At 62.8% G+C, this 24639-nt stretch carries 23 protein-coding genes; 2 read left to right on the top strand and 21 right to left on the bottom strand.

The annotated features are described in order from the left end of the window. Positions 1 to 8: 8 nt before the first annotated feature. Both nusA and rimP read right to left on the bottom strand, forming a co-directional pair. Positions 9 to 1604 (bottom strand): transcription termination factor NusA, encoded by a 1596-nt coding sequence (gene nusA, locus OHD62_RS05085; RefSeq protein WP_263781343.1) that lies wholly within the window; start codon positions 1602 to 1604, stop codon positions 9 to 11. Between the two features lie 49 nt (positions 1605 to 1653). Beyond that, the gene (rimP, locus tag OHD62_RS05080) at positions 1654 to 2301 is read right to left on the bottom strand and encodes a ribosome maturation factor RimP (RefSeq protein ID WP_263781342.1); all 648 of its coding nucleotides are present in this window, start codon (positions 2299 to 2301) and stop codon (positions 1654 to 1656) included. Between the two features lie 438 nt (positions 2302 to 2739). On the opposite strand from rimP, the gene OHD62_RS05075 reads away from it, so the two are divergent. Beyond that, entirely contained in the window at positions 2740 to 2904 is a 165-nt protein-coding gene (locus tag OHD62_RS05075) for a hypothetical protein (RefSeq protein ID WP_263781341.1), read from the top strand. 131 nt (positions 2905 to 3035) lie between these two features. Here OHD62_RS05075 and trmB read toward each other — a convergent pair whose 3' ends face one another. From trmB to OHD62_RS04985, 18 genes are all read right to left on the bottom strand, one after another. Beyond that, on the bottom strand, positions 3036 to 3767 hold the full coding sequence (trmB, locus tag OHD62_RS05070) for a tRNA (guanine(46)-N(7))-methyltransferase TrmB (protein WP_263781340.1): 732 nt from the start codon (positions 3765 to 3767) through the stop codon (positions 3036 to 3038). Between the two features lie 11 nt (positions 3768 to 3778). Then, positions 3779 to 5056, bottom strand: coding sequence for a methionine adenosyltransferase (gene metK / locus OHD62_RS05065; RefSeq protein ID WP_263781339.1), 1278 nt, complete (start codon positions 5054 to 5056; stop codon positions 3779 to 3781). 331 nt (positions 5057 to 5387) lie between these two features. After that, on the bottom strand, positions 5388 to 5807 hold the full coding sequence (locus tag OHD62_RS05060; protein WP_006337983.1) for a helix-turn-helix domain-containing protein: 420 nt from the start codon (positions 5805 to 5807) through the stop codon (positions 5388 to 5390). Between the two features lie 139 nt (positions 5808 to 5946). Further along, positions 5947 to 7539: an apolipoprotein N-acyltransferase gene (gene lnt, locus OHD62_RS05055; RefSeq protein ID WP_263781338.1), complete on the bottom strand. Its 1593-nt coding sequence runs from the start codon at positions 7537 to 7539 to the stop codon at positions 5947 to 5949. A gap of 645 nt (positions 7540 to 8184) precedes the next feature. After that, complete coding sequence (locus OHD62_RS05050; protein WP_263781337.1) at positions 8185 to 8655, bottom strand: VOC family protein; 471 nt, start codon at positions 8653 to 8655, stop codon at positions 8185 to 8187. A 12-nt stretch (positions 8656 to 8667) separates the two neighbouring features. Beyond that, a complete protein-coding gene (locus OHD62_RS05045; RefSeq protein WP_006337986.1) occupies positions 8668 to 9741 on the bottom strand; it encodes a hemolysin family protein in 1074 nt (357 codons plus the stop codon). 27 nt (positions 9742 to 9768) lie between these two features. Further along, on the bottom strand, positions 9769 to 10275 hold the full coding sequence (gene ybeY / locus OHD62_RS05040; protein ID WP_263781336.1) for an rRNA maturation RNase YbeY: 507 nt from the start codon (positions 10273 to 10275) through the stop codon (positions 9769 to 9771). A gap of 12 nt (positions 10276 to 10287) precedes the next feature. Further along, positions 10288 to 11280, bottom strand: coding sequence for a PhoH family protein (locus tag OHD62_RS05035; RefSeq protein WP_245437063.1), 993 nt, complete (start codon positions 11278 to 11280; stop codon positions 10288 to 10290). An 83-nt stretch (positions 11281 to 11363) separates the two neighbouring features. Next, a complete protein-coding gene (gene miaB / locus OHD62_RS05030; protein WP_263782297.1) occupies positions 11364 to 12716 on the bottom strand; it encodes a tRNA (N6-isopentenyl adenosine(37)-C2)-methylthiotransferase MiaB in 1353 nt (450 codons plus the stop codon). Between the two features lie 120 nt (positions 12717 to 12836). After that, positions 12837 to 13637, bottom strand: coding sequence for a lysophospholipid acyltransferase family protein (locus OHD62_RS05025; protein ID WP_263781335.1), 801 nt, complete (start codon positions 13635 to 13637; stop codon positions 12837 to 12839). A gap of 184 nt (positions 13638 to 13821) precedes the next feature. Then, positions 13822 to 14316 carry a ribosomal protein S18-alanine N-acetyltransferase gene (gene rimI / locus OHD62_RS05020; protein ID WP_263781334.1) on the bottom strand — a complete coding sequence of 165 codons (495 nt, stop codon included), beginning with the start codon at positions 14314 to 14316 and terminating at the stop codon, positions 13822 to 13824. After that, positions 14316 to 14993, bottom strand: a complete 678-nt coding sequence (tsaB, locus tag OHD62_RS05015) for a tRNA (adenosine(37)-N6)-threonylcarbamoyltransferase complex dimerization subunit type 1 TsaB (protein WP_263781333.1) — start codon at positions 14991 to 14993, stop codon at positions 14316 to 14318. Before tsaB ends, rimI begins: the two co-directional genes overlap by 1 nt. A gap of 158 nt (positions 14994 to 15151) precedes the next feature. Further along, positions 15152 to 16258, bottom strand: a complete 1107-nt coding sequence (locus OHD62_RS05010; protein ID WP_263781332.1) for a DUF1513 domain-containing protein — start codon at positions 16256 to 16258, stop codon at positions 15152 to 15154. A gap of 448 nt (positions 16259 to 16706) precedes the next feature. After that, positions 16707 to 17786, bottom strand: a complete 1080-nt coding sequence (locus OHD62_RS05005) for an imelysin family protein (protein ID WP_263781331.1) — start codon at positions 17784 to 17786, stop codon at positions 16707 to 16709. Further along, positions 17786 to 19393 (bottom strand): di-heme oxidoredictase family protein, encoded by a 1608-nt coding sequence (locus OHD62_RS05000; RefSeq protein ID WP_263781330.1) that lies wholly within the window; start codon positions 19391 to 19393, stop codon positions 17786 to 17788. The genes OHD62_RS05005 and OHD62_RS05000 overlap by 1 nt, the downstream gene beginning before the upstream one ends. A 12-nt stretch (positions 19394 to 19405) precedes the next feature. Further along, positions 19406 to 19891, bottom strand: coding sequence for a bacterioferritin (gene bfr, locus OHD62_RS04995; RefSeq protein WP_006338009.1), 486 nt, complete (start codon positions 19889 to 19891; stop codon positions 19406 to 19408). Continuing rightward, complete coding sequence (locus tag OHD62_RS04990) at positions 19857 to 20168, bottom strand: (2Fe-2S)-binding protein (protein ID WP_006338010.1); 312 nt, start codon at positions 20166 to 20168, stop codon at positions 19857 to 19859. Before OHD62_RS04990 ends, bfr begins: the two co-directional genes overlap by 35 nt. A gap of 59 nt (positions 20169 to 20227) precedes the next feature. Further along, positions 20228 to 21517: an imelysin family protein gene (locus OHD62_RS04985; protein ID WP_263781327.1), complete on the bottom strand. Its 1290-nt coding sequence runs from the start codon at positions 21515 to 21517 to the stop codon at positions 20228 to 20230. 436 nt (positions 21518 to 21953) lie between these two features. Between OHD62_RS04985 and OHD62_RS04980 the strand changes: the two genes are divergently transcribed. Beyond that, on the top strand, positions 21954 to 23207 hold the full coding sequence (locus OHD62_RS04980) for an NAD(P)/FAD-dependent oxidoreductase (protein WP_263781326.1): 1254 nt from the start codon (positions 21954 to 21956) through the stop codon (positions 23205 to 23207). A 4-nt stretch (positions 23208 to 23211) separates the two neighbouring features. Here OHD62_RS04980 and OHD62_RS04975 read toward each other — a convergent pair whose 3' ends face one another. Then, positions 23212 to 24489, bottom strand: a complete 1278-nt coding sequence (locus OHD62_RS04975; protein WP_263781325.1) for a 4-aminobutyrate--2-oxoglutarate transaminase — start codon at positions 24487 to 24489, stop codon at positions 23212 to 23214. Between the last annotated feature and the right edge of the window lie 150 nt (positions 24490 to 24639).

Below are 24639 nucleotides of genomic sequence, written 5' to 3'. Positions count from 1 at the left end.
GTTTCACCTCACGCACCGACGGCTTCGTCAGCCGGCGCTTCCTGGGCCGCAACCTCGTCCTCGGTGATCCAGCCGGCCTTGAGGCGGGCAGCCAGAACCATCTGCTCGGCATCGGCACGCGACACGCCGTGATTGGCGAGCACGCCAGGGAATACCTTCGTCTCGCCGTCCTTGCGTTCCTTCCATCCGGTGAGATCGTCGGCGGCATAGCCGGCGAAGTCCTCGATCGTCTTTACGCCATCCTCGCCGAGCGTCACCATCATGGCTGTGGTGATACCGGGGATCTCGCGCAGTTCGTCCTCAACGCCAAGCGCCTTGCGCTTGTCGTCGTGCTCGGCCTCGATCTTCTCCAGATATTCGCGGGCGCGGGTCTGGATTTCCGAAGCGGTGTCCTCATCGAAGCCGTCGATCGAAGCGATCTCGCCGGCGTCGACATAGGCGACCTCCTCGACGCTGGTGAAGCCTTCCGAGGCGAGCACCTGGCCTACCATTTCATCGACATCTAGGGCTTCCATGAACAGCGACGAGCGCTCGACGAATTCCTTCTGACGACGCTCGCTCTCTTCCTGCTCGGTCAGGATGTCGATATCCCAGCCGGTGAGCTGCGAGGCAAGCCGCACGTTCTGGCCGCGGCGGCCGATGGCCAGCGAGAGCTGGTCGTCCGGCACCACGACCTCGATGCGCTCGGCGTCCTCGTCGAGGACGACCTTGGCGACTTCGGCCGGCTGCAGCGCGTTGACGATGAAGGACGCGGCCGAAGGCGACCACGGAATGATATCGATCTTCTCGCCCTGCAACTCGCCGACCACCGCCTGGACGCGGGAACCGCGCATACCGACGCAGGCGCCGACCGGGTCGATCGATGAGTCACGCGAGATGACGGCGATCTTGGCGCGCGAACCGGGGTCGCGGGCCACCGACTTGATCTCGATGATGCCGTCGTAGATCTCCGGCACTTCCATGGTGAACAGCTTGGCCATGAACTGGGGATGGGTGCGCGACAGGAAAATCTGCGGGCCGCGCTGCTCGCGGCGCACGTCATAGACATAGGCGCGGACACGATCGCCATATTTGTAGTTCTCGCGCGGGATCAGTTCGTCACGGCGGATGATCGCCTCGCCGCGGCCGAGATCGACGATGACGTTGCCGTACTCGACGCGCTTGACCGTGCCGTTGACGATCTCGCCTATACGATCCTTGTATTCGTCATACTGGCGATCGCGCTCGGCTTCGCGCACTTTCTGGACGATGACCTGCTTGGCCGACTGAGCGGCGATGCGGCCGAAATCCATTGGCGGCAGCTGTTCAGCGATGAAGTCGCCGAGCTGGGCGTCGGGGTTGCGCTCGCGCGCCGAGGAAATGGCGATCTGCGTGGCATAGTCGTCGACCTTCTCGACCACTTCCATCAGCCGCTGCAGCTTCATCTCGCCGGTGTTGGCGTTGATGTCGGCGCGGATGTTGGTCTCCTGGCCATAGCGCGAGCGCGCCGCCTTCTGGATCGCATCGGCCATGGCGGCGATGACGATCGACTTGTCGATCGACTTTTCACGCGCGACCGCGTCGGCGATCTGCAGCAGTTCAAGCCTGTTGGCGCTTACAACCATTTCTTTATCTCCCGAGCTTGTTGCCGAGCCTTTGCGCCCGGCAGCCCAATCACATTTCCTGTTCGGTTTCTTCCGTGGCGCCCGCTTCCACGCCCTCTGGCGCGTCGTCTTCGGGTTCGCCGCGGCGCTTTTTTGCTTCCTTGCGCGCCCTGTTGTCCTTCGACAGGGCATCGCGGATGAGATCGTCGGTCAGCACCAGCCGCGCATCGGCAATCGCGTCGTAAGGCACGTGCACCGTAGGCTCCTCGCCATAGGCGGCCTTGTCACGCTCGATCAGCACGTCGTTTTCACCGGCCTCGGCGATCTTGCCCTTGAAGCGTTTGCGTTCGGCAACGAGGACCGAGGTTTCCATCTTGATCAGATGGCCGGTCCAGGTCGCGAAGTCCGACTTGCGTACCAGCGGCCGGTCGATGCCCGGCGACGACACTTCGAGATGATACGCCTTTTCGATCGGATCATCGACATCGAGCGCTGGCGACACCGCGCGGCTGACCTCTTCGCAATCCTCGACGGTCATGGTGCCGTCCTCGCGTTCGGCCATGATCTGCAGCGTCAGCCCGTTCTGGCCCGACAGATGCACCCGCACGAGGCGGAACCCGATGCCGCGCAGCACTGGCTGCACGATCAGCGCGATACGCGCATCGATGCCGCTTTCGCGGATGATACGGTCGTCGGCCTGGCTTGCCGCTGCGGTCATTCGATCCTGTCGCTCTTTCCATGGGCAGTTGGCAAACCCTAAACAGGATTGCCACTGCCTTATTCTCAGCTTGCGCATCGGATTCAGCCGAAAACCACTTAGCGCTTTCGGTCCGATGCGCCGGGCAGGTAATAAAAAAGAGCGGGACCGGGTGGACCCACTCTTCGTCATACCGACCAAGAATTTGAGGCTGATATAGACGATACCGGCCGGCGTTTCAAGTCTGCTTAGGAGCCTGTGTGGGTCGGGCGGCAGACAGTCAGCCCGGCAATCCGGCAATCCGGCAATGATGTGCGGCTAATGGTGGAGGAGACGGGGCAGCCTTGCGCCTGGCGCAGGGCGACCATGCAGTAACACCGCTGTGATTGGAGATGCATCATACCTATCTATGTTGCATCGCACAAAAAGCGCGCGGTGGCGCGCGAAAGGTCTGATATCATGGGTAGCCGTAAACTGTTTTCCGCCATTGGCGAGATCTTCACCACATTCGGCAGCGCCGTTGCCGCGTCGAGGGCCGTCGAAGCTGGCCGCAAGCCGCGCGCCAACGATCTGCGCAAGCTCGGCATGGACCCAAGCGCCTTCGATAAAATCGGCCGCTTCTGAGGCAGCCTGCTTGCCGGCTTGATGCCTAAAGCGCGTCGACGCGTTTTGGATTGTTGTTTTTTGCGCGACGTGCAGTAGGCCAATTTGGCGTCTGAACGTCACGCGGTGACGGTGGTATTGCCGAACAGGCGCTATTTCCGAACGAAGGTGAGATAGGCCGGCCGCCGGCCCTCGCGAATGGCCTTTGCCTCGTAGCGCGTCCCCGGCCAGGCTTCATAAGGCTGATGCCAGTCGGCCGCCTCGCCGGCCTGCCACACGAATGCATCATGCGCCCTGCAGTTGAGCAGTGTCCAGTTCACATAGCTATCGATATCGGAAGCGAAGCGGAACTTTCCGCCAGGCTGCAGGACGCGCGCGAAACGGTCGAGATTGAGGGGACTGACGAAGCGGCGCTTCCAGTGTTTCTTCTTCGGCCAGGGATCTGGATAGAGAAGGTCGATGCCGTCGAGCGAGGCTTGCGGCAGCCAGTCGAGCAGGCGCGTGGCGTCGTCATCGTAGACCCGAAGATTGGCAAGCGGCCGTTCCCTGACCGCCATCATCATCTTGGCCATGCCGTTGACGAAAGGCTCGACGCCGATAAAGCCGGTCGCCGGAGACGCCGTCGCGCGATGCAACAGGTGCTCGCCACCGCCGAAACCGATTTCGAGGTGGATCGCGCCGACATCGGCTTCGAACAGGCTACGCAGATCGGCCGGCGGTGCCGCAGTCAGATCGAGCCGGTATGTCCTGAAGCCGGTTTCCAGTGCCGCCTGCTGCTGCGGACGGATGGTCTTGCCGCGCCGGCGACCGAAGAACGCTTCGGTCGCACGGCTTGGCCGGTCTTTCGGGTCCCGGTTTTCCGGATCCCGGTCTTTCGGATCCATGGGCGTCGCGGTTAGGCGGCGACCGGGTCGGCGACCGCGTCCTTGAGCGCCTTGGCCAGATCGGTCTTCTCCCAAGAGAACGACCCGTCACGGCCGGCCTTGCGGCCGAAATGGCCGTAAGACGACGTCTTGGCGTAAATCGGCTTGTTGAGATCGAGGTGGCGGCGGATGCCGGACGGCGACAGGTCCATTACGCTGCGCAGCGCCTGCTCGAGCCTCGCCTCATCGACCTTGCCGGTGCCGTGCAGGTCGACATAGACCGACAATGGCTGGGCGACGCCGATGGCGTAGGAAAGCTGGATGGTGCAGCGATCAGCGAGCTTGGCCGCCACGACATTCTTGGCGAGGTAGCGCGCCGCATAGGCGGCGGAGCGGTCGACCTTGGTGGTGTCCTTGCCGGAGAAAGCACCGCCGCCATGGGGGGCTGCGCCACCATAGGTGTCGACAATGATCTTGCGGCCGGTCAGGCCGGCGTCGCCATCAGGCCCGCCGATGACAAACTTGCCCGTCGGGTTGATGTACCAGTTGCAATTGTCAGCGATCTTGAGATCGCCAAGCGCCTCGCGGATATAGGGTTCGACAACCTTGCGGACCTTCTTGGAATCCCAGGTCGCATCGAGATGCTGGGTCGACAGCACGATCTGCGTTGCCTCGGCCGCCTTGCCGTCGACATAGCGGACGGTGACCTGGCTTTTGGCATCCGGGCCAAGCCGGCCGGCATCGCCACTGCCCTCATGGCGCGCGGCGGCCAGCAGTTCGAGGATCTTGTGGCTATAGTAGATCGGCGCCGGCATCAGGTCGGGCGTCTCACGGCAGGCATAGCCGAACATGATGCCCTGGTCGCCGGCCCCTTCCTCGCCCTGGCGGTCGGAGGCATTGTCGACACCCTGGCCGATATCCGGCGACTGGCCGTGCAGCAGAACGTCGATCTTTGCCGTCTTCCAGTGGAAACCGGCCTGTTCGTAGCCGATTTCGCGGATGGCCTTGCGGGCGACCGATTTGAACTTCGCCGGATTGACGATCGGATGGCCGGCGGCATCCTTCAGGATGTTGCCTTCCTTGTCCTTCTTGAGCAGTGTCTCGGGAACGCGCACCTCGCCGGCGATGACGACGCGGTTCGTGGTCGCCAGCGTTTCGCAGGCGACGCGGACCTTCCAGGGATCCATGCCGGTCTTCCTGGCCTCTCGATAGACCAGATCGACGATCTCGTCGGAGATACGATCACAAACCTTGTCGGGATGACCCTCGGCAACGGATTCCGAGGTAAAGAAGTAGTTCTGCCGCGTCACGGGTGTCCCCTCTTGAAAAAATATCGGCAGGCTGCCGATCTTGGCGCGCCACGTGTTAGCGGTGCCAGCCGCCGCTCGTCAAGCGGCGTGGCCGCTCTGGCGTGAATTTCAATGCTATTATCTTCGTATCCTCAGATGGCGGCAGGGCGGCGGCGCCGTCCCTCGTTTTAACGGGCTGAAGAAAAACGGCTTTGGGGATGCGTGTCGAGCAAAATCGATCCCCGTTCCGCCATGTCCACGGAATGCAAATTCCGCGATGCGTGCGGCCACAGGAATTTGCGTGCCCCGCTATGACGCCCCAGCCTTTTTCGACCTTCAGCGGCCTGCCGGATCAATCAACTTCGTCGACGGAAAGGGCTTTCACCAGCTCGATGATCTTGCGGCGAACCTTCACGTCGGCGATCTTGACGAAGGCACGGTTGAGCTGGAGACCTTCCGGACTGCCGCAGAATTCGACGGCAAAAGTCATCGATGTATCTTCGGCAAACCCGCGGTTACCCACGGCCTCCTGGCCTGGCGCATCCTCGAAGAAGAAGGCGACAGGCACGCCGAGAATCGAGGCGATTGCCTGCAAGCGGCTGGCGCCGACGCGATTGGTCCCCTTTTCGTATTTCTGTATCTGCTGAAAGGTTATGCCGAGGTTCTCGCCCAGCTTTTCCTGACTCATTCCCAACATGTTTCGCCGAAGCCTGACACGACTTCCGACATGGATGTCGATAGGATTCGGCTTCTTCTTGTTCTCTTCTGTCATTTTTTTCCTCGCCGAATTTTTCCGGCTTTTTCTATTTTTTCTTGCCCAAACAAAGCCGGCGGCAGTGCCCCAACACAACGCCCCACCGACTTCGAGAAATTTCAGGCGCTTACAGTATGAGTTTCTAATGTGTCGACTGTCAATTCACCCGTAGCCTTTGCCTTACATTCAATGCGCATGCCGCAAGGGCAAGCAGCAACATGATCAGCATTCCGTTAAAGCGTCTTTGACCGGAGGAGACGATGGCTTGATTGGAAATCGGCACGCGGACATCGATGGCGCCGCGCGCGTCGATCGCCAGCGCGTCGACGATGCGTCCGCGCGGATCGACCACAGCGGAAATGCCGTTATTGGCTGCGCGCAAGAGGGGCACCCCGTTCTCCACCGCACGAACCTGCGCCTGTCTGAAATGCTGGTAGGGGCCAGGCGTGTCCCCGAACCACGCATCGTTCGTTACGTTCACAATAAGCTCGGCTGACGTAGCGTCAACAGCTACCAGATCGGGAAAGATGACTTCATAGCAAATGAACGGAAGTGCACGGATGCCGCCGGGAAGCGTGATCGGATGCCGCTCATTGCCGGCAGCGAAATTCATCGGTCCGGCGACCAGTTGCTCGAGCCCGAAACGGCCGAGCAATCCGGCGAAAGGCAGATATTCTCCAAACGGCACCAAGTGAACCTTGTCGACGGCGTCAGCGATTTCTCCCTTGTCGTCGATGGCTACCACGGAATTGTAGTAGCGGGCGTCGGCACTCGCGGCCGAGCCGCCCTCCTCCCGGACGATGCCAGCGATCAGCAATTGGCCGTCGCCGAGCATATCTCCCAGCGCGGTCAGTGCATCGGGACGTTCGGTCAGAAGAAACGGCACGGAGGTTTCCGGCCACAGGATCAATTGCGGCTTGTCATGGCCAGGCTCGGGCGTCTTGGCCGAGAGCCCCATCATGGTGGCAAAGATGCGATCGCGCACCGAAGCGTCCCACTTCTCCGAGAGATCGACGGCCGGCTGCACGATACGGACATCGAGGTTCCGCTCGGCCGGCTTCTCCGGAGCAGCAAGCCTGACATAGCCGAAGCCGACATGAGCCGCCACGAGGAGAACAAGCAGTGCCGCACCCAGGCGCACATGCCGGCGTGCCACAAGCAAAGCCGGCAAAGCAAAAACGAAGACTGCCAGCGCGTTCATGCCGACCATGCCGGTCACCGATACGCTCTGCATCAGCAAGGGCACCGGCATCGCGGCATAGCCGATTGCATTCCACGGAAAGCCGGTGAAGAGGAAGCCACGCAGCCATTCCGCCAGGCCGAAGCCGAAGGCAAGGGCGGCGATGCGGCCGATATCGTTGCTCCACAGCAGCCGGGCGACCACCGTCGCGAAGCCGTAGAAGAAGGCGAGCGCCAGTGGAATTCCGACTACGGCGAAGGGAAGCGCCCAGGCGAAGCTGTCGGCCTCAACCAGAAGTGCCTGGCCGATCCACCACAGGCCGGCGAGGAAATAGCCGAAGCCGAACCACCAGCCGATGGCGAAGGCCGGCCGCAGACGCCTGAGCCAACCATCGGACGCTTCACCGGTCGCGCCGTCGAGCAGCCAGACCAGCAGCGGAAACGAGATGAAACAGACGGCGAAGAAGTCGTAAGGCGCCTGGGCAAGAACCGCCAGCGCCCCGGCAAGGAACGCCACCAGTGCGCGCCGCCAACCCCATAGCAGAATTATCCGGCCGGCCAGGCGCTCCATGCACACTTCCCGAGTCGCGCGAATCAGGAAGCAAGATTTATCAGGGAGCGGCCCGCGCACCAAACGGCGCCGACCTCGGGTCTGCCCGGCTTGAGTTTCAACTCATGGCCCTTTGCAGGTTCTGGCCAGGATGTCATGGTGCTGATCGCTACAGGAGGCATAACTCGATTGAAGCGATACTCGATTCTCTACGGCTTTCTCGGCATCCTGGTGGTTTCCGTCCCAAGTGCACTCCTGTTGCTCGCGCTGGTCCGGCCTTGGAACGGAGGCCTTAGCGCGTTGGATTTTTGGCCTGCTTTTTGTGTAAGTCATGGTCCAGGGTTGCTCGTTCTAGGCGTTTTCGTTTCCTTTTATTCGCTCAGACGTCACGCCAAATGGGCATGGGTCGCCGGTTTTTGTCGGTTGCGCTGTCCTGAATGTTGTTTTGTGGGGCAGCTTGGCGCTCTTTTCGACGCCACCGCCTAATGCGTGGGAACACTACACCGACTTAACTGGCGTACTTGCTGTTGCAGCTATTCCAAGTGTCGCAATTTCCGCGATCGCCGGTGCCCTTTTTGGTAGATTGCAAATGGCGCTCACAAGGACCGGCTAGGGCAGAACCGGAAAGCGTTCCCACCCATTGTCGCTTATTGCTGAATTCAGCCACTATCGGTGCCAGCCCTCGATCCGCAGGCCGCTCAGTTGTTCGGCCTCCTCGCGTGGAACGGAGCGTATGGTCTGCGTGAAGGTCCAGACATGGCCCTCGGGGTCGCGCGCCCGGTATTGCCGTTCGCCGTAGAACTGGTCGGCGGGTTCCTGGACGATCTCCGCTCCCGCCGCCCGCGCCTGCTCGCAATGGGTGTCTATCCCGTCTTTCAGGCGCACATAGACCGACTGCGTGTTCTTGCCGCCAAGCGAAGCCGGGCTGGCGACGTGGTCGGCCCATTCGGAATCGACGATGACATAGCCATCGCCGAAACGCATCTCGGCATGGACGAGCCTGCCATCAACCTCACTGACAATCATGCTCGGCTGGAAGCCGAAGGCCTTTTCAAGCCAGACCAATGCAGCCCGCGGATCTTTGTAGAAAATCCCCGAACCAAGGACCGAGTGCCTGAACGGGTCGTCGGCTGTCACGGCGGCCGTTTCTCAGGCTTGTTCGGCGCGGGCGGCGCGCCGACGGCGTTCGCCTTTCTGGGTCTCCACGATGCGCACGCGCTTGACCCGGCGCGGATCAGCATCCAGCACATGGAACTCGAAGCCGGGTATAGCCTGCACCACCTCGCCGCGGGCCGGAACACGGCCGAGCGTGTTGAAGATCATGCCGCCGATGGTGTCGACATATTCGCCATGCTCGCCGGCGGCGAAATCCTCGCCGATCATCTTGGTGACCTCATCGATCTCGGCCTTGCCATCGACGACGAACACGCCCTCCCCGGTCTGGGTGATCATCGGCTCGTCGTCGTCATGCTCGTCCTCGATGTCGCCGACGACCATCTCGACGATGTCCTCCAGCGAAGCGAGGCCGTCGGTGCCGCCATATTCGTCGATGACCAGCGCCATCTGGGTGCGCGTCGTCTGCATGCGCCCCATGAGATCGGAGGCGAGCATGGACGGCGGCACGAACAGCACCGGGCGGATCAGGTTCAGGTCGCCGATGGTGCGCGCGAGATCGACCTTGGCGAGATCGAGAACCGTCGCGACCGGCGTCTTCCTGGTCGTCCTGCCCTTCTTGACGCGGGCGATCTTGGTGATGTGGGCCAGCACGTCGCGGATGTGGACCATGCCACGCGGGTCGTCGAGCGTCTCGGAATAGACCGGCATGCGGGAATGGCCGGACTGCTCGAACAGCCCCAGAAGATCGCCGAGCGTCGTGGTGATCTCGACCGCCTCGATGTCGGCGCGCGGCACCATGACGTCCTCGACGCGCACTTCGCGCAAACGCAGGATGTTGTTGAGCATGGCCCGCTCGCCGGGCGAGAAAGATTCCGCGTCGCTCGTCGTCTCGGCGAGCGCGCCGGCGATCTCCTCGCGCAGGCTGGTGCCATTGCGCTGCCTGAACAGGCCGAGCACGCGATCGAACAGGGAAGGACCGGCAGGCGATGGCTCGCTGGCGATGCTGCCGGTCGTGGTACTCGGACTCGAGCCCTCTTCCGCCGTTTCGGAAGGCTTGGTCGCACTGCCGGCGTCGGGGCGGGCGGCAGTTTCTGGTTTGTCGTTCATCGTCGTCCGGTCAATTGGTCTTTTTAGTTACGCGTAGGGATCGGGAATGGCAAGCCTCGCAAGTGCTGAGCGCTCGATCGCTTCCATCTCCTCGGCCTCGACGTCGGTCTCGTGATCGTAGCCCAACAAATGCAGCAGGCCATGGATGACGAGATGGGTGATATGGTTCTCCAAGGACTTGTCTTCCAGGGTCGCTTCGCGGGCGACCGTCTCGGCGGCCAGCACGATGTCGCCCAGCATCGGCGGCAGCGGACCGCCCTTGTGAAAAGGAAAAGCCGGGAAAGACAAGACGTTGGTCGGCTTGTCCTTGCCGCGCCAGTTGGCGTTGAGACCGCGGATATGGGCGTCGTCGCAAAAGAGGATGCTGAGTTCGGAGCGGCCGGCAACGCCGGTCTCGGCAAAGGCGGCCAACACGGCGCGATCGACCAGCCGCGTCAGCGCGGCCTCATCGGGCCAGTCTCCCGCTTCGACCGATATGTCGATGTCGACGGGAACCGCATTGTTCTCGCCACCCGCTCTTTTGCTCTCAGCCATGCGGCCGCATCGTCAACTTTCGGCGTCCAGACCCCGGGCCAGCTTGCCGTCGCGGTCGTAGGCCTTGACGATCTCGGCGACCAGCGGGTGCCTGACGACATCGCCTTCGTTGAAGCGAACCGTCACCATGCCGGTGACGCCGTCGAGGATTCTCAGCGCCTCGACCAGACCCGACTTGGTGTTTGGCGGCAGATCGATCTGTGTCGGATCGCCGGTCACGATCATGCGGGAATTTTCACCGAGGCGGGTCAGGAACATCTTCATCTGCATCGGCGTGGTGTTCTGCGCCTCGTCGAGGATGACCGCGGCGTGCGCCAGCGTGCGGCCGCGCATGAAGGCCAGTGGCGCGATCTCGATCACCTCGGCGGCAATCGCGCGCTCGACCTTGTCGGCCGGCATCATGTCGTAAAGCGCGTCATAGAGCGGCCGCAGATACGGATCGACCTTCTCCTTCATGTCGCCGGGCAGGAAGCCAAGCCGCTCGCCGGCCTCGACGGCGGGGCGCGACAATACGATGCGCTCGACCATGCCGCGTTCCAGCAGCATCGCCGCATGTGCCACCGCCAGGAAGGTCTTGCCAGTGCCGGCCGGGCCGATGCCGAAGACAAGCTCGGACCGCTCCAGCGCGCGCATATAGGCGTCCTGGTTGAGCGAACGGGCATAGATCGTCTTCTTGCGCGTCGATATCTGGGCCGCGGACACCTTGCCCTTGCGCTCCAGCGTCGGCAGCGTCAGTTGATCGTCGGCGGCGATCGCCATGCGCACGGCGCCATCGACATCCGACTGGCCGATGTCGACGCCTTTCTGAAGAATGCCGTAGAGATTATCCAGGGCGCGCCGCGCCTGCTCGGCGGCGGAGGCGGACCCCTTGATGGTCAACTGGTTGCCGCGCGAGCGGATATCGACGCCGAGCTTCTGCTCGAGCCTGGCGAGGTTCTCGTCGAACTGGCCGTATAGGGCGCTGGCAAGCTTGTTGTTGTCGAAAGTCAGAACGATGTGCGCCATATCAGAGGCCCCTGAAGGTGGATTCTGGGGCAGATTCTTCACTTCCGCAGCGCTCAACCGTCTCTCCTCATCTGCCGAGACCCTCAGGCCAATTCGGCGAACAGGCTGTTGTAGCCCGTTTTCGTGATTCGTACCTGGATAATGTCACCGATTTCGCCGGCCTTTTCATCAACAATAACCGGCTGCAGCCAGGGCGAGCGGCCGACCTTCTGGCCGGCCTGGCGGCCCGGCTTCTCGATCAGTGTATCGATGGTGCTGCCGACCAGGCTCAAGCCGAAATCCTGCTGCTGTTGCAAAAGCAGCGCCTGAAGCCGCTGCAGACGCTCATCCTTGACCGCTTCCGGCACGTGGTCGGCCATCTCGGCACCCGGTGTGCCGGGGCGCGGCGAATATTTGAACGAGAAGGCCGAGGCATAATTCACCTCGCGCACCAGTTCCATCGTCGCCTCGAAATCCGCTTCCGTCTCGCCGGGGAAGCCGACGATGAAATCGCCGGAAAGCGCGATATCCGGCCGCGCGGCACGGATACGGTCGAGCAGCGTCAGGTAGTCTTTCGCCGTATGCCTGCGGTTCATCGCCTTGAGGATGCGATCCGAGCCCGATTGCACCGGCAGATGCAAATAAGGCATCAGCGCTGGCAGGTCGCGGTGGGCTTCGATCAGCTCGTCATCCATGTCGCGCGGATGGCTGGTGGTGTAGCGCAGCCGCATCAGGCCGGGGATCTCGGCCAGCCTGAACAGCAGCCGGCCAAGGCCCCATTCCTCGCCACTTTCGCCCTGGCCATGCCAGGCATTGACGTTCTGGCCAAGCAGCGTCACCTCGCGCACGCCGGCTGCCGCCAGCCGTTCAGCCTCGGCGACGATCTGCGCGACCGGCCTTGAAACCTCGGAACCGCGCGTATAGGGCACGACACAGAAGGTGCAGAATTTGTCGCAGCCTTCCTGCACGGTGAGGAACGCCGTGACGCCACGCTTGATGATCTCGGCGCGCCTGGGCTGCGGCAAATGATCGAATTTGTCCTCGATGGCGTAATCGGTCTCGACGATCTTTTCGCCGCCGCGCACCCGTGCCAGGACATCGGGCAGACGGTGGTAGGTCTGCGGACCGATGACCAGATCGACGGCCGGCGAGCGGCGAATGATCTCGGCCCCCTCGGCCTGCGCGACGCAGCCGGCAACGCCGATCAGCATCTCGCGCCCGGCCTGGGCTCGTTCGGCTTTCATCTCGCGGATGCGGCCGAGCTCGGAATAGACCTTTTCGGCCGCCTTTTCACGAATGTGACAGGTGTTGAGCAGCACCAGATCGGCCTCGCCGATGGCATCGGTCGCCACATAGCCGTCAGCCGCCAGCGCATCGGCCATGCGCTGCGAATCATAGACGTTCATCTGGCAGCCATAGGTCTTGACGAAGACCTTTTTGGCCACGGCAGACGGCATAACCGCAGATTCGGCGGCAATGTCGATGTCGTCCCGCTCTGTCGTGTTCAAGTCCATGCGGCGGCTTCTAACGCCTTTTGGTGATAAAAAACAGACGATTCTGGCTGATACTGTTCCCGCTCACCGGCTTGGGCGCGGGTCGGCGAGCGCCAACCGCATCATATTACGCACCTGGCTTTCCATCAGCCTTGCCGTTTCCTTGCGGTTGGAGCCCTTGGAAAAGGCAACCGGCTCGCCGAAATGCACCTCGACGTCGAGCCCGCCTTGCGCCATCAGCACCTTGAGGTGCGGCATCAGATCCTCATCGCCGATCCAGGCGGCGATCGGCCGATGCCGGCGGCCAAGCGGCATCCCGTGCAGCCGCGTATAGACGATCGCCACCGGCTGGATGAAGACCTGTTCCGCCGCGCCTTCGGAGATCGCCATCGAAGCGGCACCGAACAGGGTGCTCTTGAACGGCAGCACCATGTTGCCGTCACCGGTCGAGCCTTCGGCGAACAGCACCATGGCGTCGCCCTTGGCCATGCGGTTGGCGATCTCGCTCGCCTGATCGCCCGACGAACGCTTGCGCTCGCGCTCGATGAAGACGGTGCGCTGCAGCTTCGACAGCATGCCGACCAGCGGCCACCCTTCCATGTCGGCCCTGGCAATGAACTTCACATCAACCATGGAACCGAGCACCATGATGTCGGTCCAGGAGATGTGGTTGGACGCAACCAGCAACGGACGTTTGTCGGATAGCGCACCCTTGACGTGGATGCGCATGCCCAGCGCCCTGATGATCAGCCTGTGCCAGATCTTGAGGATGAATGTTTCCGGCCACCAACCGGTCTTCATCGACAGCATCTGCAACGGCACGAGGATCAGTGAGCCGGCGATGACGAGGCCCATCGCCAGGAAAATCCTGATTTTTCCGATCATGCGGTCCTGGCCCTGCCCCGGCTTCTAGTAGCGGTTCATCGTTTCACGGAAACGCTGAACCGCTCCATCTCTTTGTTTTCACGCAATTCCCTAGGGAAAGCGCTACGCGTTTTTCCCGGGAAAACCGCTTCACACTTTTCCTGGAATTGCTCTAGAACGACGCGCGTCCACCTTCGGGCCTGCGCTAGCGAAGATCGCGGCGCATGACAAGCGCGCCGGTGGGGCCGTGCTCCGGCGATCTATAGTAATTGGCGCGCTTGCCGACCTGGCGGAAGCCCAGCCGCCGGTAAAGCGCGATTGCGGCGACATTGGTCTCGTCGACCTCGAGGAACAGCGCTTCGGCGCGCTGCGCATGCAGTTCGCGCAGCACGGCATCCATCAATTGCCAGCCGAGCCCCTGGCGGCGGTGGGAACGCGCCACCGCGACAGTGAGTATCTCGCCCTCGCCGGCCGCCAACCGCGCCAGCACGAAGCCGACCGGCGGCTTGCCGCCCTGTCCGGTCTCGCGCGCAGCGTAGCCGAACACGGTGTCCTGCTCGAGCAGCGCGGCGAACTCGCCATCTGTCCAGGGGCGCACAAAATCCTCGCTATGCAGCACGGAAACGGCCGGGCTGTCAGCAATGGTCAGCGGTTCGAGCACATAATCCCTGCGGCGCGGCTGGAGAAAAGGAATGCGCATCAGTTTGTCTGCCTTGGTAAAATGAACCCGGCCTGAGGCTTTGCATCGGCTCCGCGCAAATAAAGCGGCTTTGGCTTTTCGCCCTCACCTTTGGCGGCCGCCAGCCGGGCATAGATGGCGATGTCGGCAGTGGCGCTTGTCGGGCCGATGTCGAAGGTGCGGCCCGCCGACGCAGCGATCTGCGTTGCCGCCGTGCCGGCAAGAACCGGAGAACGATCAGCCGCTATGGCGACGGCTTGCGAAAGCGTGACCACCGCCGGACCATAGCGCAGAACCGAGCCTTCGTCGTAAAATGCCGCGTGGATTTCCTCGCGCCCGGCGTCAAGGGCGGCGAGCGCCGCGCGGCCGGGAAATGTCGTCACCGCCTCCGCCGCCAAGGCTTCCAGCGTCGTCACCCCGATGGCTGGAATTTTCAGCGCCAGCGCCAGTCCGCGCGCCGCCGACACGCCAACGCGCAGGCCGGTGAAGGAGCCCGGGCCGATTGAGACGGCGATGGCGCCAAGGCCGGCATAGCTGGTTCCAGCGGCTTTCAGGGCCTCATCGATGACTGCCATCAGATGCTCGGCATGGCCCTTGCCGAGATCGAGCACCGAAAGGCCAAGCTCTTTGCCGGCCGCAGTGTCGTAGACGCAGGCGGCGCAAAGATTGGCGGCACAGTCGATGGCAAGCAACTTCATGAGGCGGCCGGTTGGGGCATGGGTTCGAAAAACAGTGGTTCCCCTCTGCCTGCCATGGCCGGTCCCCGCAAGGGGATAATGCATAAATCGTTTGACGGCTTCGCTTCGACCTCGCTGAAGGTAACGTTCAACGAGCGTGACTGTCAGGTGATCAAGAGCTACGCGACCTGCTCGATGCGTAACATGTGGTTGTCCCAGACATAGTCCGGCTCCGAGCGCGTCGCGCCGCCCGCTTCGACGATTTCGCCCGTGCCAGTCGTTGCCATGAAGCTCTTTCCATCCGGCGCCACGCCGCAGACCTCGACCAGTGCGCTGGTGGCAAGGATGCGACCGCTGGCTGTGTCGAGGATAGCCAGTGAATTTCCTTCGGGCGAGGACACGGCGACAGTGCCGGCGGCGGGATTAGCTGCGACCGAGCCGATATAATTCCTGAAGCCCGAGAGTACGTCCTGCGGCATGTCGAGCAATTGCAATTCCTTGCCGCGCGCGGCGCGCCCGACCAGCAGCGGACGATCGGTGCCCGGTCCCCGGTACTGGCAACCGAACCAGATCGTGCCGGATTGGTCGGCATCCATGTGGCGGATCGACAGTTGATGAAGTGCGGCCGGCAGTTCGTGCTTTTCGATGAGGTCGCCGGTTAGTCGGTCGACCAGCACATAGGACGGCTTCATTGTAGCGATGTTGAGTTCGGCGCGGCCGTAGTCCGGATGGGTCTCGATGCCGCCATTGGCGACGGCAATCGTTCGGCCGTCGCCCATCAGCAGAAGCTCGTGCGGCCCCATGCCATAGGTCGGGAACTCGCCTACACGCTTGAATTTTTCGCGCGCGTCGTAGACGCCGACGACGCCGGCGGCGTTGTCGAAATCGTTCTCGGTGGCGTAAAGCAGCGCACCGTCGGTCGAAAACGCGCCATGGCCGAAGAAATGCCGGCCGGGGATGCTGGCAATGGTGAGCGGCGTGTTGCTGCCGATGTGATCGAAGACCACGGCAAAAGTGCCAGGCTGCCTGGCAAAGACCACCGAGCGCTTCGACACCGGATCGAAGGTGACGTCATGGCCACGGTCGGGCAGGTCGATCGCATGCAGAAGCTTGCCGGCCTCGGACAGGATGGCGGCGCCGTAGCTGCCGTCACGCTTGACGAAGGCGGTGGCGAAAACGGCATCCGTGCCAAGCGTCATTGCCCAGGCCGACGGCGTCATCGCCGCGACAAAACCCGCGCCTGCGGCCTTGAGGAAATCGCGGCGGTCGATCAGCGGAGTCCTCAAGAGATGATCCTCAAGGGCATGATCTCGTTCCTCGACACTGTGATTTTGACAGATCGGAGGGCTTCTTGGCATCCAGTACCTAGCGATCGTTTGAATGGATCATCGCTGACGTTCGGGATTGGCTGAAGCCTACCTAACTTCGTCATCCTTGGGCGAAGCAGGAGCGAAGCTCCGTCGCGGGGACCCAGGGATCCATGCCGTAATCTCAGCCGAAGAGTGCGGCGGAGCAGAATTCTGCACCGAAGCAACGCTCTGAAGTCACGGCATGGATCCTGGGGTCTGCGCCGCGTCGCTTCGCTCCTTGCTCCGCCCCAGGATGACGAAGCGATGGGCGGCGTTTCGGCCAATCTCCAAAGTGTGCGATCCGTCAACGCAAGCGCGTCCGGCCTGTCAAAACTTCCGCGCCAAATAACTCGCCCAAAAAGTCGACGCCGTTTCGGGATCATGATCAGTCCCCATCCAGCGACGAAAAGCCGGCGGTCAGGCCGAATTCAGTGGTCAGCCTGGTGCCGATCAGCGTCGTCAGGCTGGATGTCACCAGCGAGAAATGATCGAGCTTCTGCCGCTGCGCCGGGTCGACGAGCGCCTTGGCGATCGGGCCTTCGACGGCCGAGGCGTCGGCGGCCCCGTTGACGAGCTGGATATGGATCGATTCCGCCATCCAGCGCGCGTCGGGCGGCAGCGCGTCGCCAAGTCGCGAGGCCTGGAACAGCGCATCCATCCCCGACAGATTTCCGGCCAGCGAACGCGTCGTGTTCCCGGACCGCCAGTAGATCGCCTGCTTCGGCTTGTCGGCCTCCGGACTGCCGCCGAAGAACCCTTTCAGGCGCACGTCGCGGACCATTTCCAGCTCATTGATGAAGACGCCGACCAGTTCGGTCACCGCTTCGGTGCCGTCACGGTAGAGCGCATTTTGCGGCCCCGGATTGGCCCAAAGCGCGGCAAAGCCGTCTGGCTTGTTCCAAGCGTCGCTGACATCGCCGGCCATGGTTTCGATGTTGCCGGCGACAGCCGCGCCATAGGCGCAACGATAGGGATCGTCCTTGCCGGCGAGCGTTTCCGCGCCATCGCCGTAAAGCACGAATTCCAAGGCACCGAGCCCTTGCATGGCGACGCTTTTTCCCGCCAGCTGTACCGGATCGGTGGCGCTCGGATCCTTCCCGGCCAAGGCCGCCTGTACCTGCTTCAGGCCGATGCTTTTGCGGTCAGGCCAGTAAAGCATGCGTTCCAGCCGGTTGTTCTCCTTGATCGGCCCGAAACCGATGATCTCGACCGCCGACCAGGCATCGACCGTGGCCGAGAACTCGGCGCGCGCCGCATCGAGCTCCTTTTGCGAGGGCGCGGTGCAGAGACTGCGCATCGAATTGGTCAAGGCTTCAGCGTGCTGATGCAGGCTGGCATAGGCTGGACGGACGAAGCCGTCTATTGCCCGCTGGATGACGTCGGAGGCCTTCACCGCAGCCGACGCCGGGAAGACGCCCAGCAAAGCCAATGGAACAACAAGAACCAGCGCGGAACGTTTCAGCATCAGAGCGACTCCAGGAATTTGACCAGTGCATCGCGGTCGGCGGCATCGGCGGCGGCAAAGCGGTCGCGCGCCTTCCGTGCCTCGCCACCATGCCAAAGGATGGCCTCGGCCAAGGTGCGGGCGCGACCGTCATGCAGGAAAAAATTGTTGCCGTTGACCGTCTGTGTCAGGCCGATGGCCCATAGTGGCGGGGTGCGCCATTCGCTGCCCGTCGCCTCGCCCACAGCCTGCCCATCGGCCAGATCCGGCCCCATGTCGTGCAGCAGGAAGTCGGAATAGGGCCAGATCAGCTGGAAGGCCTGCGCCTTGTTGGGTGTGCCGCGACGGGTGACGAATTTCGGCGTGTGGCAGGAAATGCAGCCCATGTCATAGAACAGTTTCTTGCCGGCGAGCACTTGCCGCGTATCGAGATCGCGCCGCGCCGGCACGGCAAGGTTTTGCGAGTAGAAGGTGACGAGGTCCATGACCGGCGGCGGCGCCTCGACCGGACCGAGGCGCTTCTGCACACCGTTCGGCATGGCAAGACATGCCTTTTCGGCAGCGGTGCAGTCGCCCTCGCTTTTCGGCATTTCGGGCGTCGAGATGCCAATGTCGCCCGAGAATGCGTCCGCCGCCTGCTCGCGGATCGATGGCGTCTGCGCCTTCCAGCCAAAGCGGCCGAGCGTCAGCTCGCCGCTCTGGCTGTCACGCACGATGTTCGGCCTGCCGGAAATGCCGTCGCTGTCGCGGTCATCCGGATCGGTATGGGCAACGATGTCGGCCGGCGCGATCTGCTCGATCAGGCCGAGGCCGATCATCGGCGGCGTCAGGCGCGGCGACAGCGTGGTGCGCGGATCGAGCGGGCCATAGCCAAGGCCGTCGACGGAATAGGTCGGCTTGCGCAGCGACACTACGGAGCCGTCGCCGAGCGTTACCTTCTGTTCCCGATAGTCGACATGCATCCTGCCTTCGCCCTTGAGGCCAGGCACCGCCAGTTCCTGCAGTTGCGAGCCGTAGACGGGATCGGGGAAATTGAGCGCCTTGTGGTCGGCAAGTGCTGCCTTCTCCTCCTCATTGCTCGCATCGCGCGCCAACCGCAGGAACATTGAGGTGGTGCGCGTGTCGCCTTCGGGCGGATGGCCGCGGCCGTCCTTCAGATGGCAATTCTGACAAGCCCGTTCGTTGAACAGCGGGCCAAGCCCGTCCGATGCCTGCGTCGAGGAGGGCGACGACACCCAGTTCTTGCGGAAAAGGGCGTTGCCGAGCTTGAACGTGCCTTCTTCCTCGAAGGTGATGTTGGCGGAGAATTGGGAAAAGGCGTCGCGGTTGACGTCCTTGCGCGACGTGCCGGCACCGCCCTGCATCAACTCGAATTGCTCGGGCTTGGAAAAATCTGCGGTCGGCCTGGTGACGGCGATGACGCGCGCCAGATCCTTCGGCGTCAGATCGGTGCGGCTGGCGGCTAGGCCCGCAGGTTCCGGCGGGCCGGCCAGTGCCGAGGCGGCAAACGACGCCAAAACGGCAAGCGAAAGCCCGCGAAGCAATCCAGATCGCGGGTCTTGGGGGGACGGCAGGCCGCAATTCCGGGCCCGCCGCAAGCGGCGCAAGAATGCTAGGGGGCGCCGCATTCCCGCATGTCCTTACTCCGACTCGTCCGCCGATGCGGCATTGAGCTGGCCGTATTTTTCCTCGCCGATCGAGGCGAGCAGGTCGAGCTGCGTCTCGAGGAAGTCGATGTGACCTTCCTCGTCGGACAGCAAATCCTCGAACAGTTTCATCGACACGTAGTCGCCTGCTTCTTCGCAAATTTCGCGCGACCGCTTGTAGGCGGTGCGTGCGTCATATTCGCCGGCAAGATCGGATTCGAGCACTTCCTTGACGTTCTGCCCGATGCGCAGCGGCGCCACGGACTGCAGGTTCGGATGGCCTTCGAGGAAGATGATGCGGGCCACGAGCCGGTCGGCATGGTGCATCTCCTCGATCGATTCCGCGCGTTCCTTCTTTGCCAGCTTGGCGTATCCCCAGTCTTCCAACAGCCGGAAATGCACCCAGTACTGATTGACGGCACCAAGCTCCAGAAACAGAGCCTCGTTAAGCCGCTCGATGATCTGCTTTTCGCCCTTCATGGGTTCTGCTCCCGTATTGGATGCGCAGGCCTCTGACGCGATCCAGGTGTGAAACGATATCCACGCCGCTCGCCTCCGAACGGGCGTGGTAGTTCTCGGTTACCCGAATGATCGTTTCGACCACATTTGGGAAGCAGCCGCAACAGCGACCGCGCTTCTGCATGGCATGATAGATCTTCGCCGGCACGATTAATTGCCAGGGATCCTGATCCAGCAGCCCGACGATCGTCTGCTCAATCTCCTTCTCGGTGATGATGTTGCAATGGCAGATCAGCATTCATTTGCTCTGGCTGACGGCGTTCCTCGGCGCCGTGTGGCTGGTATTGTTTTGACGTCTTACTGGAACACCTTGTCCGGCGCGTCGAGGCTGTCGGAGCCCTCGAAGGCGATGGCATTGAGTTTCAAGGAGCCTACGGCGCGTTCGATCGACTTGGTCTGGTCGATCAGGGCGTCGATCGCCGCCTGCACGGTGGCATTGCCCTCGGTGTTGCCTTCGGCGATCTGCTGGTCATAGGCCTCGCCGGCAACCGCCCGCGCCTTGATCGCCTCCATCTTGGCGACAGTGACATCCAGCTTGTCCGACAGTTCCTTGTCGATCGCCGGATCCGCCGCCTTGACCATGTCGTGCACCGAAGGCCCGGAAACGACCGTGCCGTCGAGGCGCGTGTAGCTGGCGAGATAGGCGGCGCGGATGCCGACGGCGTCATAGAGATGGGAGTTGTAGGTGTTGTCGGAGAAGCAGTCGTGCTCTTCCTCCGGATCGTGCAGCAGCAAGCCGAGCTTCATGCGCTCGCCGGCCAGTTCACCATAGGACAGCGAGCCCATGCCGGTGAAGATGGTCGAGATGCCGGCATTGGGTTCGCCGTCGACGAGGTTCTTGCGGGCGGCGCCGCCTTCCTTCCAGTCATTGACCATGTCCTGCAGGTCGGAAACCAGCAGGTCGCTCGCCGACTTCAGGTACTCGGCGCGGCGGTCGCAATTGCCGCCAGTACAGTTGGCAAGGTCGTAGTCCGTATAGGGCCGCTCGCCGGCGCCCGGGCCTGTGCCGTGCAGGTCCTGGCCCCAGAGCAGGAATTCGATGGCGTGATAGCCGGTGGCGACGTTGGCTTCGATGCCGCCAGCCTCCTGCAGCGTGCCGGAGAGGAATTCAGGCGTCAGCTTCGAGGCATCGACCTTCTTGCCGTCGATCTCAATCTCCTTGTTGGCGATCACATTGGCGGTGTAGAGCGAATTGGCATCGGACTCGGTGCCGTAGCTCTTGGCGACATAGTCGATCAGGCCCTCATCCAGCGGCCAGGCATTCACCTTGCCTTCCCAGTCGTCGACGATCTTGTTGCCGAAGCGGTAGACCTCGGTCTGCTGGTAAGGAACGCGCGATGCTTTCCAGGCCTCGCGGGCGGCGTTCAGCGTTTCCACCGACGGCTTGGCGAGCAGCGCGTCGACCGCCTTGTCCAGTGCCTGGGCGGTGGTCAGCGAATCCTCATATTTGGCCAGCGCGATGTCGGAATAGGTCTTGATGACTGCCTTGGCATCGGTTTCGGCCTTGGCCGGCAGCACGAACACCGCCGCCGTCAACATAGCGGTAGCGCAGATCGCAGCCAGCCTGCTGCCATTGCGTACTGTCATCATCGTTCTCCAGTTTCTTGGAAATTCAGTAAAAGGCGCACGCGCCAACCGGCCCCAAGGCATTCGCATGCCGTCAAAGGCAAGAGACGCCGCGCCATTGCGCGGTTCGCGTAAGAAAGACACCGAAATGCCTCCAATCGAAAGGGTTCAAGGCCCAGACATCAAAGGGATGCGCTTGACGCGCAAGCTTCCATAACACGATGAAGGCGCCCGAAGTCAACTGGCACCGGAGAGAAAAATCAATTGAAACAACAGTTTAGAATAATTCTAAACTGCAAATATCAACTTTAAATTGCCTCATGCTCCAGGTTTGCCGTGAGATCCCGATTGACAGGCGGCCATTCCGGGTGCGACCCGGACCAGGGCTCTTGCGGCGGCGCCAGACAATCGCCATGTCGCGGAACGTCCTAGAATCGAATGAGAAAATTGGGCTGCGATGAAGAACGGTGTGGTCATTGTCGGTGCGGGTCACGCGGGCGTGCAAGCGGCCGCCAGCCTGCGCGAGGAGGGTTACGACGGACCCGTAATCCTGGTCAGTGATGAGAACGAGCTGCCCTACCACAAGCCGCCGCTGTCGAAGACTTTCATCAAGGACCAGGAAGCCAAACCACAGCCGCTGCGTGGTGAGGCCTTCTACGCCGGCAGCACCATCGATTACCGGCCCGGCATCAAGGTCGACCGCATCGATGCCGCGGCCCAGAGGCTGGAGCTATCGGGCGGCGGCGCGCTGCCCTTCGACCGGCTGATCCTGGCGACCGGTTCGCGGCCGCGCATGCTGCCGTTGCCGGGTGCCGATCTTTCCGGCGTGGTGTCGCTGCGCTCACTCGCCGACGCGCGGCTGATCCGCGAACTGAGCGCGCAAAGTGAGGATGTTGTCATCCTCGGCGGCGGCTTCATCGGGCTGGAAATCGCCGCGACGCTCAAAGCAGCCGGCCGCAAGGTGACCGTTGTCGAAGCCGTCGACCGGCTGCTCGGCCGGGCGGTGGCGCCGGTCATCGCCAGCCATGTGCGGCAGCGGCTGGAAGCGGCAGGCGCGCGCATCCTCACCGGCACCACAATTGCCCGGCTGGAAGGGGAAAACGGCCACGTCTCGGCGGCGGTGACGTCGTCCGGCGAAAGGCTCCCGGCGCAAATGGTGATCATCGGCATCGGCGTGGTGCCGAACGTCGAACTGGCGCAAGCCGCCGGCATCGCGATCGCCAACGGCATCCGCGTCGACCCGCAGATGCGCAGCTCAGTGCCCGAAATCCTCGCCATCGGCGATGCCGCGTCCTACCGGCACTGGTTCACCGGCGCGGATGTGCGGCTGGAATCGGTGCAGAACGCCACCGACCAGGCGCGGCTTGCCGCGCGCACCATTCTCGGCCATGCGGACGCCTTTACGGCAGTGCCGTGGTTCTGGTCCGACATTGGCGACATGAAGCTGCAGATGGTCGGCCTGACCTCGGGCGGCGACAGCCATGTCGTGCTGGGCGACCTCGGCGAGAACAAGTTCTCGATCTATCACTATGCCGCAAACCGGCTGCTCGGCATCGAATCGGTCAACCGTCCCGGCGACCATATGCTGGGCCGCAAGATGCTCGGCGCCGGCTTCTCGCCGCCGCCGCAGACGGTCGCGGCGGGACCCGACGCGCTGAAGGCGGCGCTCGCCGCATTCCAACAGGATGAGCCGGCAAGAGCTGCGGGCTAGAAAATCACGCGGCGCGGACCTCGCGGATCGAGCTTTCCAGAATGTCGAGCGCCTCGTTCATGACGCCGTCCTGGATGGTGATCGGCGCAAGGAAGCGGATGACATTGCCGTAGACGCCGCAGGTGAGCAGGATCAGCCCCTTGTCGAGCGCCTTCAGCCGGACCGCATTGGCGATCTCCGCCGAGGGCAGGCCCTTCTTGACGTCGTTGAACTCGACCGCGTTCATGAAGCCCGGACCTCTGATATCGACGATCTCGGGCACGTCGTCGCGGAACGACTGCAGCCGCTGCTTCAGCCGGGCGCCCAGCGCATTGGCGCGGTCGCAGAGCTTTTCCTCGTCGATCACGTCGAGCACGGCATGCGCTGCAGCGACGCCGATCGGGCTGCCGCCATAGGTGCCGCCGAGCCCGCCGGGGTTCGGCGCATCCATGATCTCGGCGCGGCCGGTGACCGCCGCCAGAGGAAAGCCGCCGGCCAGGCTCTTGGCCATGGTGGTAATGTCGGCGGCCACTTCGTGATGATCCATGGCGAACATCTTGCCGGTGCGGGCAAAGCCGGTCTGCACCTCGTCGGCGATCAACAGCATGCCATGCTGGTCGCAGATCTTGCGCAGCGCCGTCATGAAGTCGCGCGGCGCCTCGTAGAAGCCGCCCTCGCCCTGCACCGGCTCGACGATGATGGCGGCGACACGGGCCGGGTCGACATCAGCCTTGAACAGCCGGTCGAGTGCCGCCAGCGAGTCGGCTACGGAAACGCCGTGCAGCGCCACCGGGAACGGTGCATGGAAAACGTCGGCCGGCATAGCGCCGAAGCCGACCTTGTAGGGCACGACCTTGCCGGTCAGCGCCATGCCCATGAAGGTGCGGCCATGGAAGCCGCCGGAAAAGGCGATGACCGCCGGACGGCCGGTGGCGTTGCGGGCGATCTTGATGGCGTTCTCCACCGCCTCGGCGCCAGTGGTGACGAAAATAGTCTTCTTGTCGAACTTGCCCGGCAGCATGGCGTTCAGCCGTTCGGCCAGCCTGACATAGCTCTCATAGGGCACCACCTGGTGGCAGGTGTGGGTGAAACGGTCGAGCTGCGCCTTGACCGCCCCGATCACCCTGGGATGGCGGTGGCCGGTGTTGACGACGGCGATGCCGGACGAGAAGTCAATATAGCGGCGGCCTTCGACGTCCCAGATCTCCGAATTCTCGGCGCGGTCGGCATAGATCTGCGTGGTCATGCCGACGCCGCGCGAGATCGACTGGTTCTTGCGTTCGGAAATGGCTGCGTTCTTCATTTTTTGCCCCTCGCCGGGCGGCGCCCGTTCTCGTTTGGATGACTGCTGAGACTGTTCTGACCTTATTTCATGTTTTCCTCAAGTTGGCACCGGCGGCAGGCGATTGGGCCTGTCGTTCGGCCTCGACGTGCCAGCTCACAAGACAGGTCT

The organism is Mesorhizobium sp. YC-39 (assembly GCF_025753795.1).
Classification (GTDB): Bacteria; Pseudomonadota; Alphaproteobacteria; order Rhizobiales; family Rhizobiaceae; genus Mesorhizobium.
Note: the sequence above shows the minus strand (reverse complement) of the source record. Positions and strands in the feature narration are given on the sequence as shown.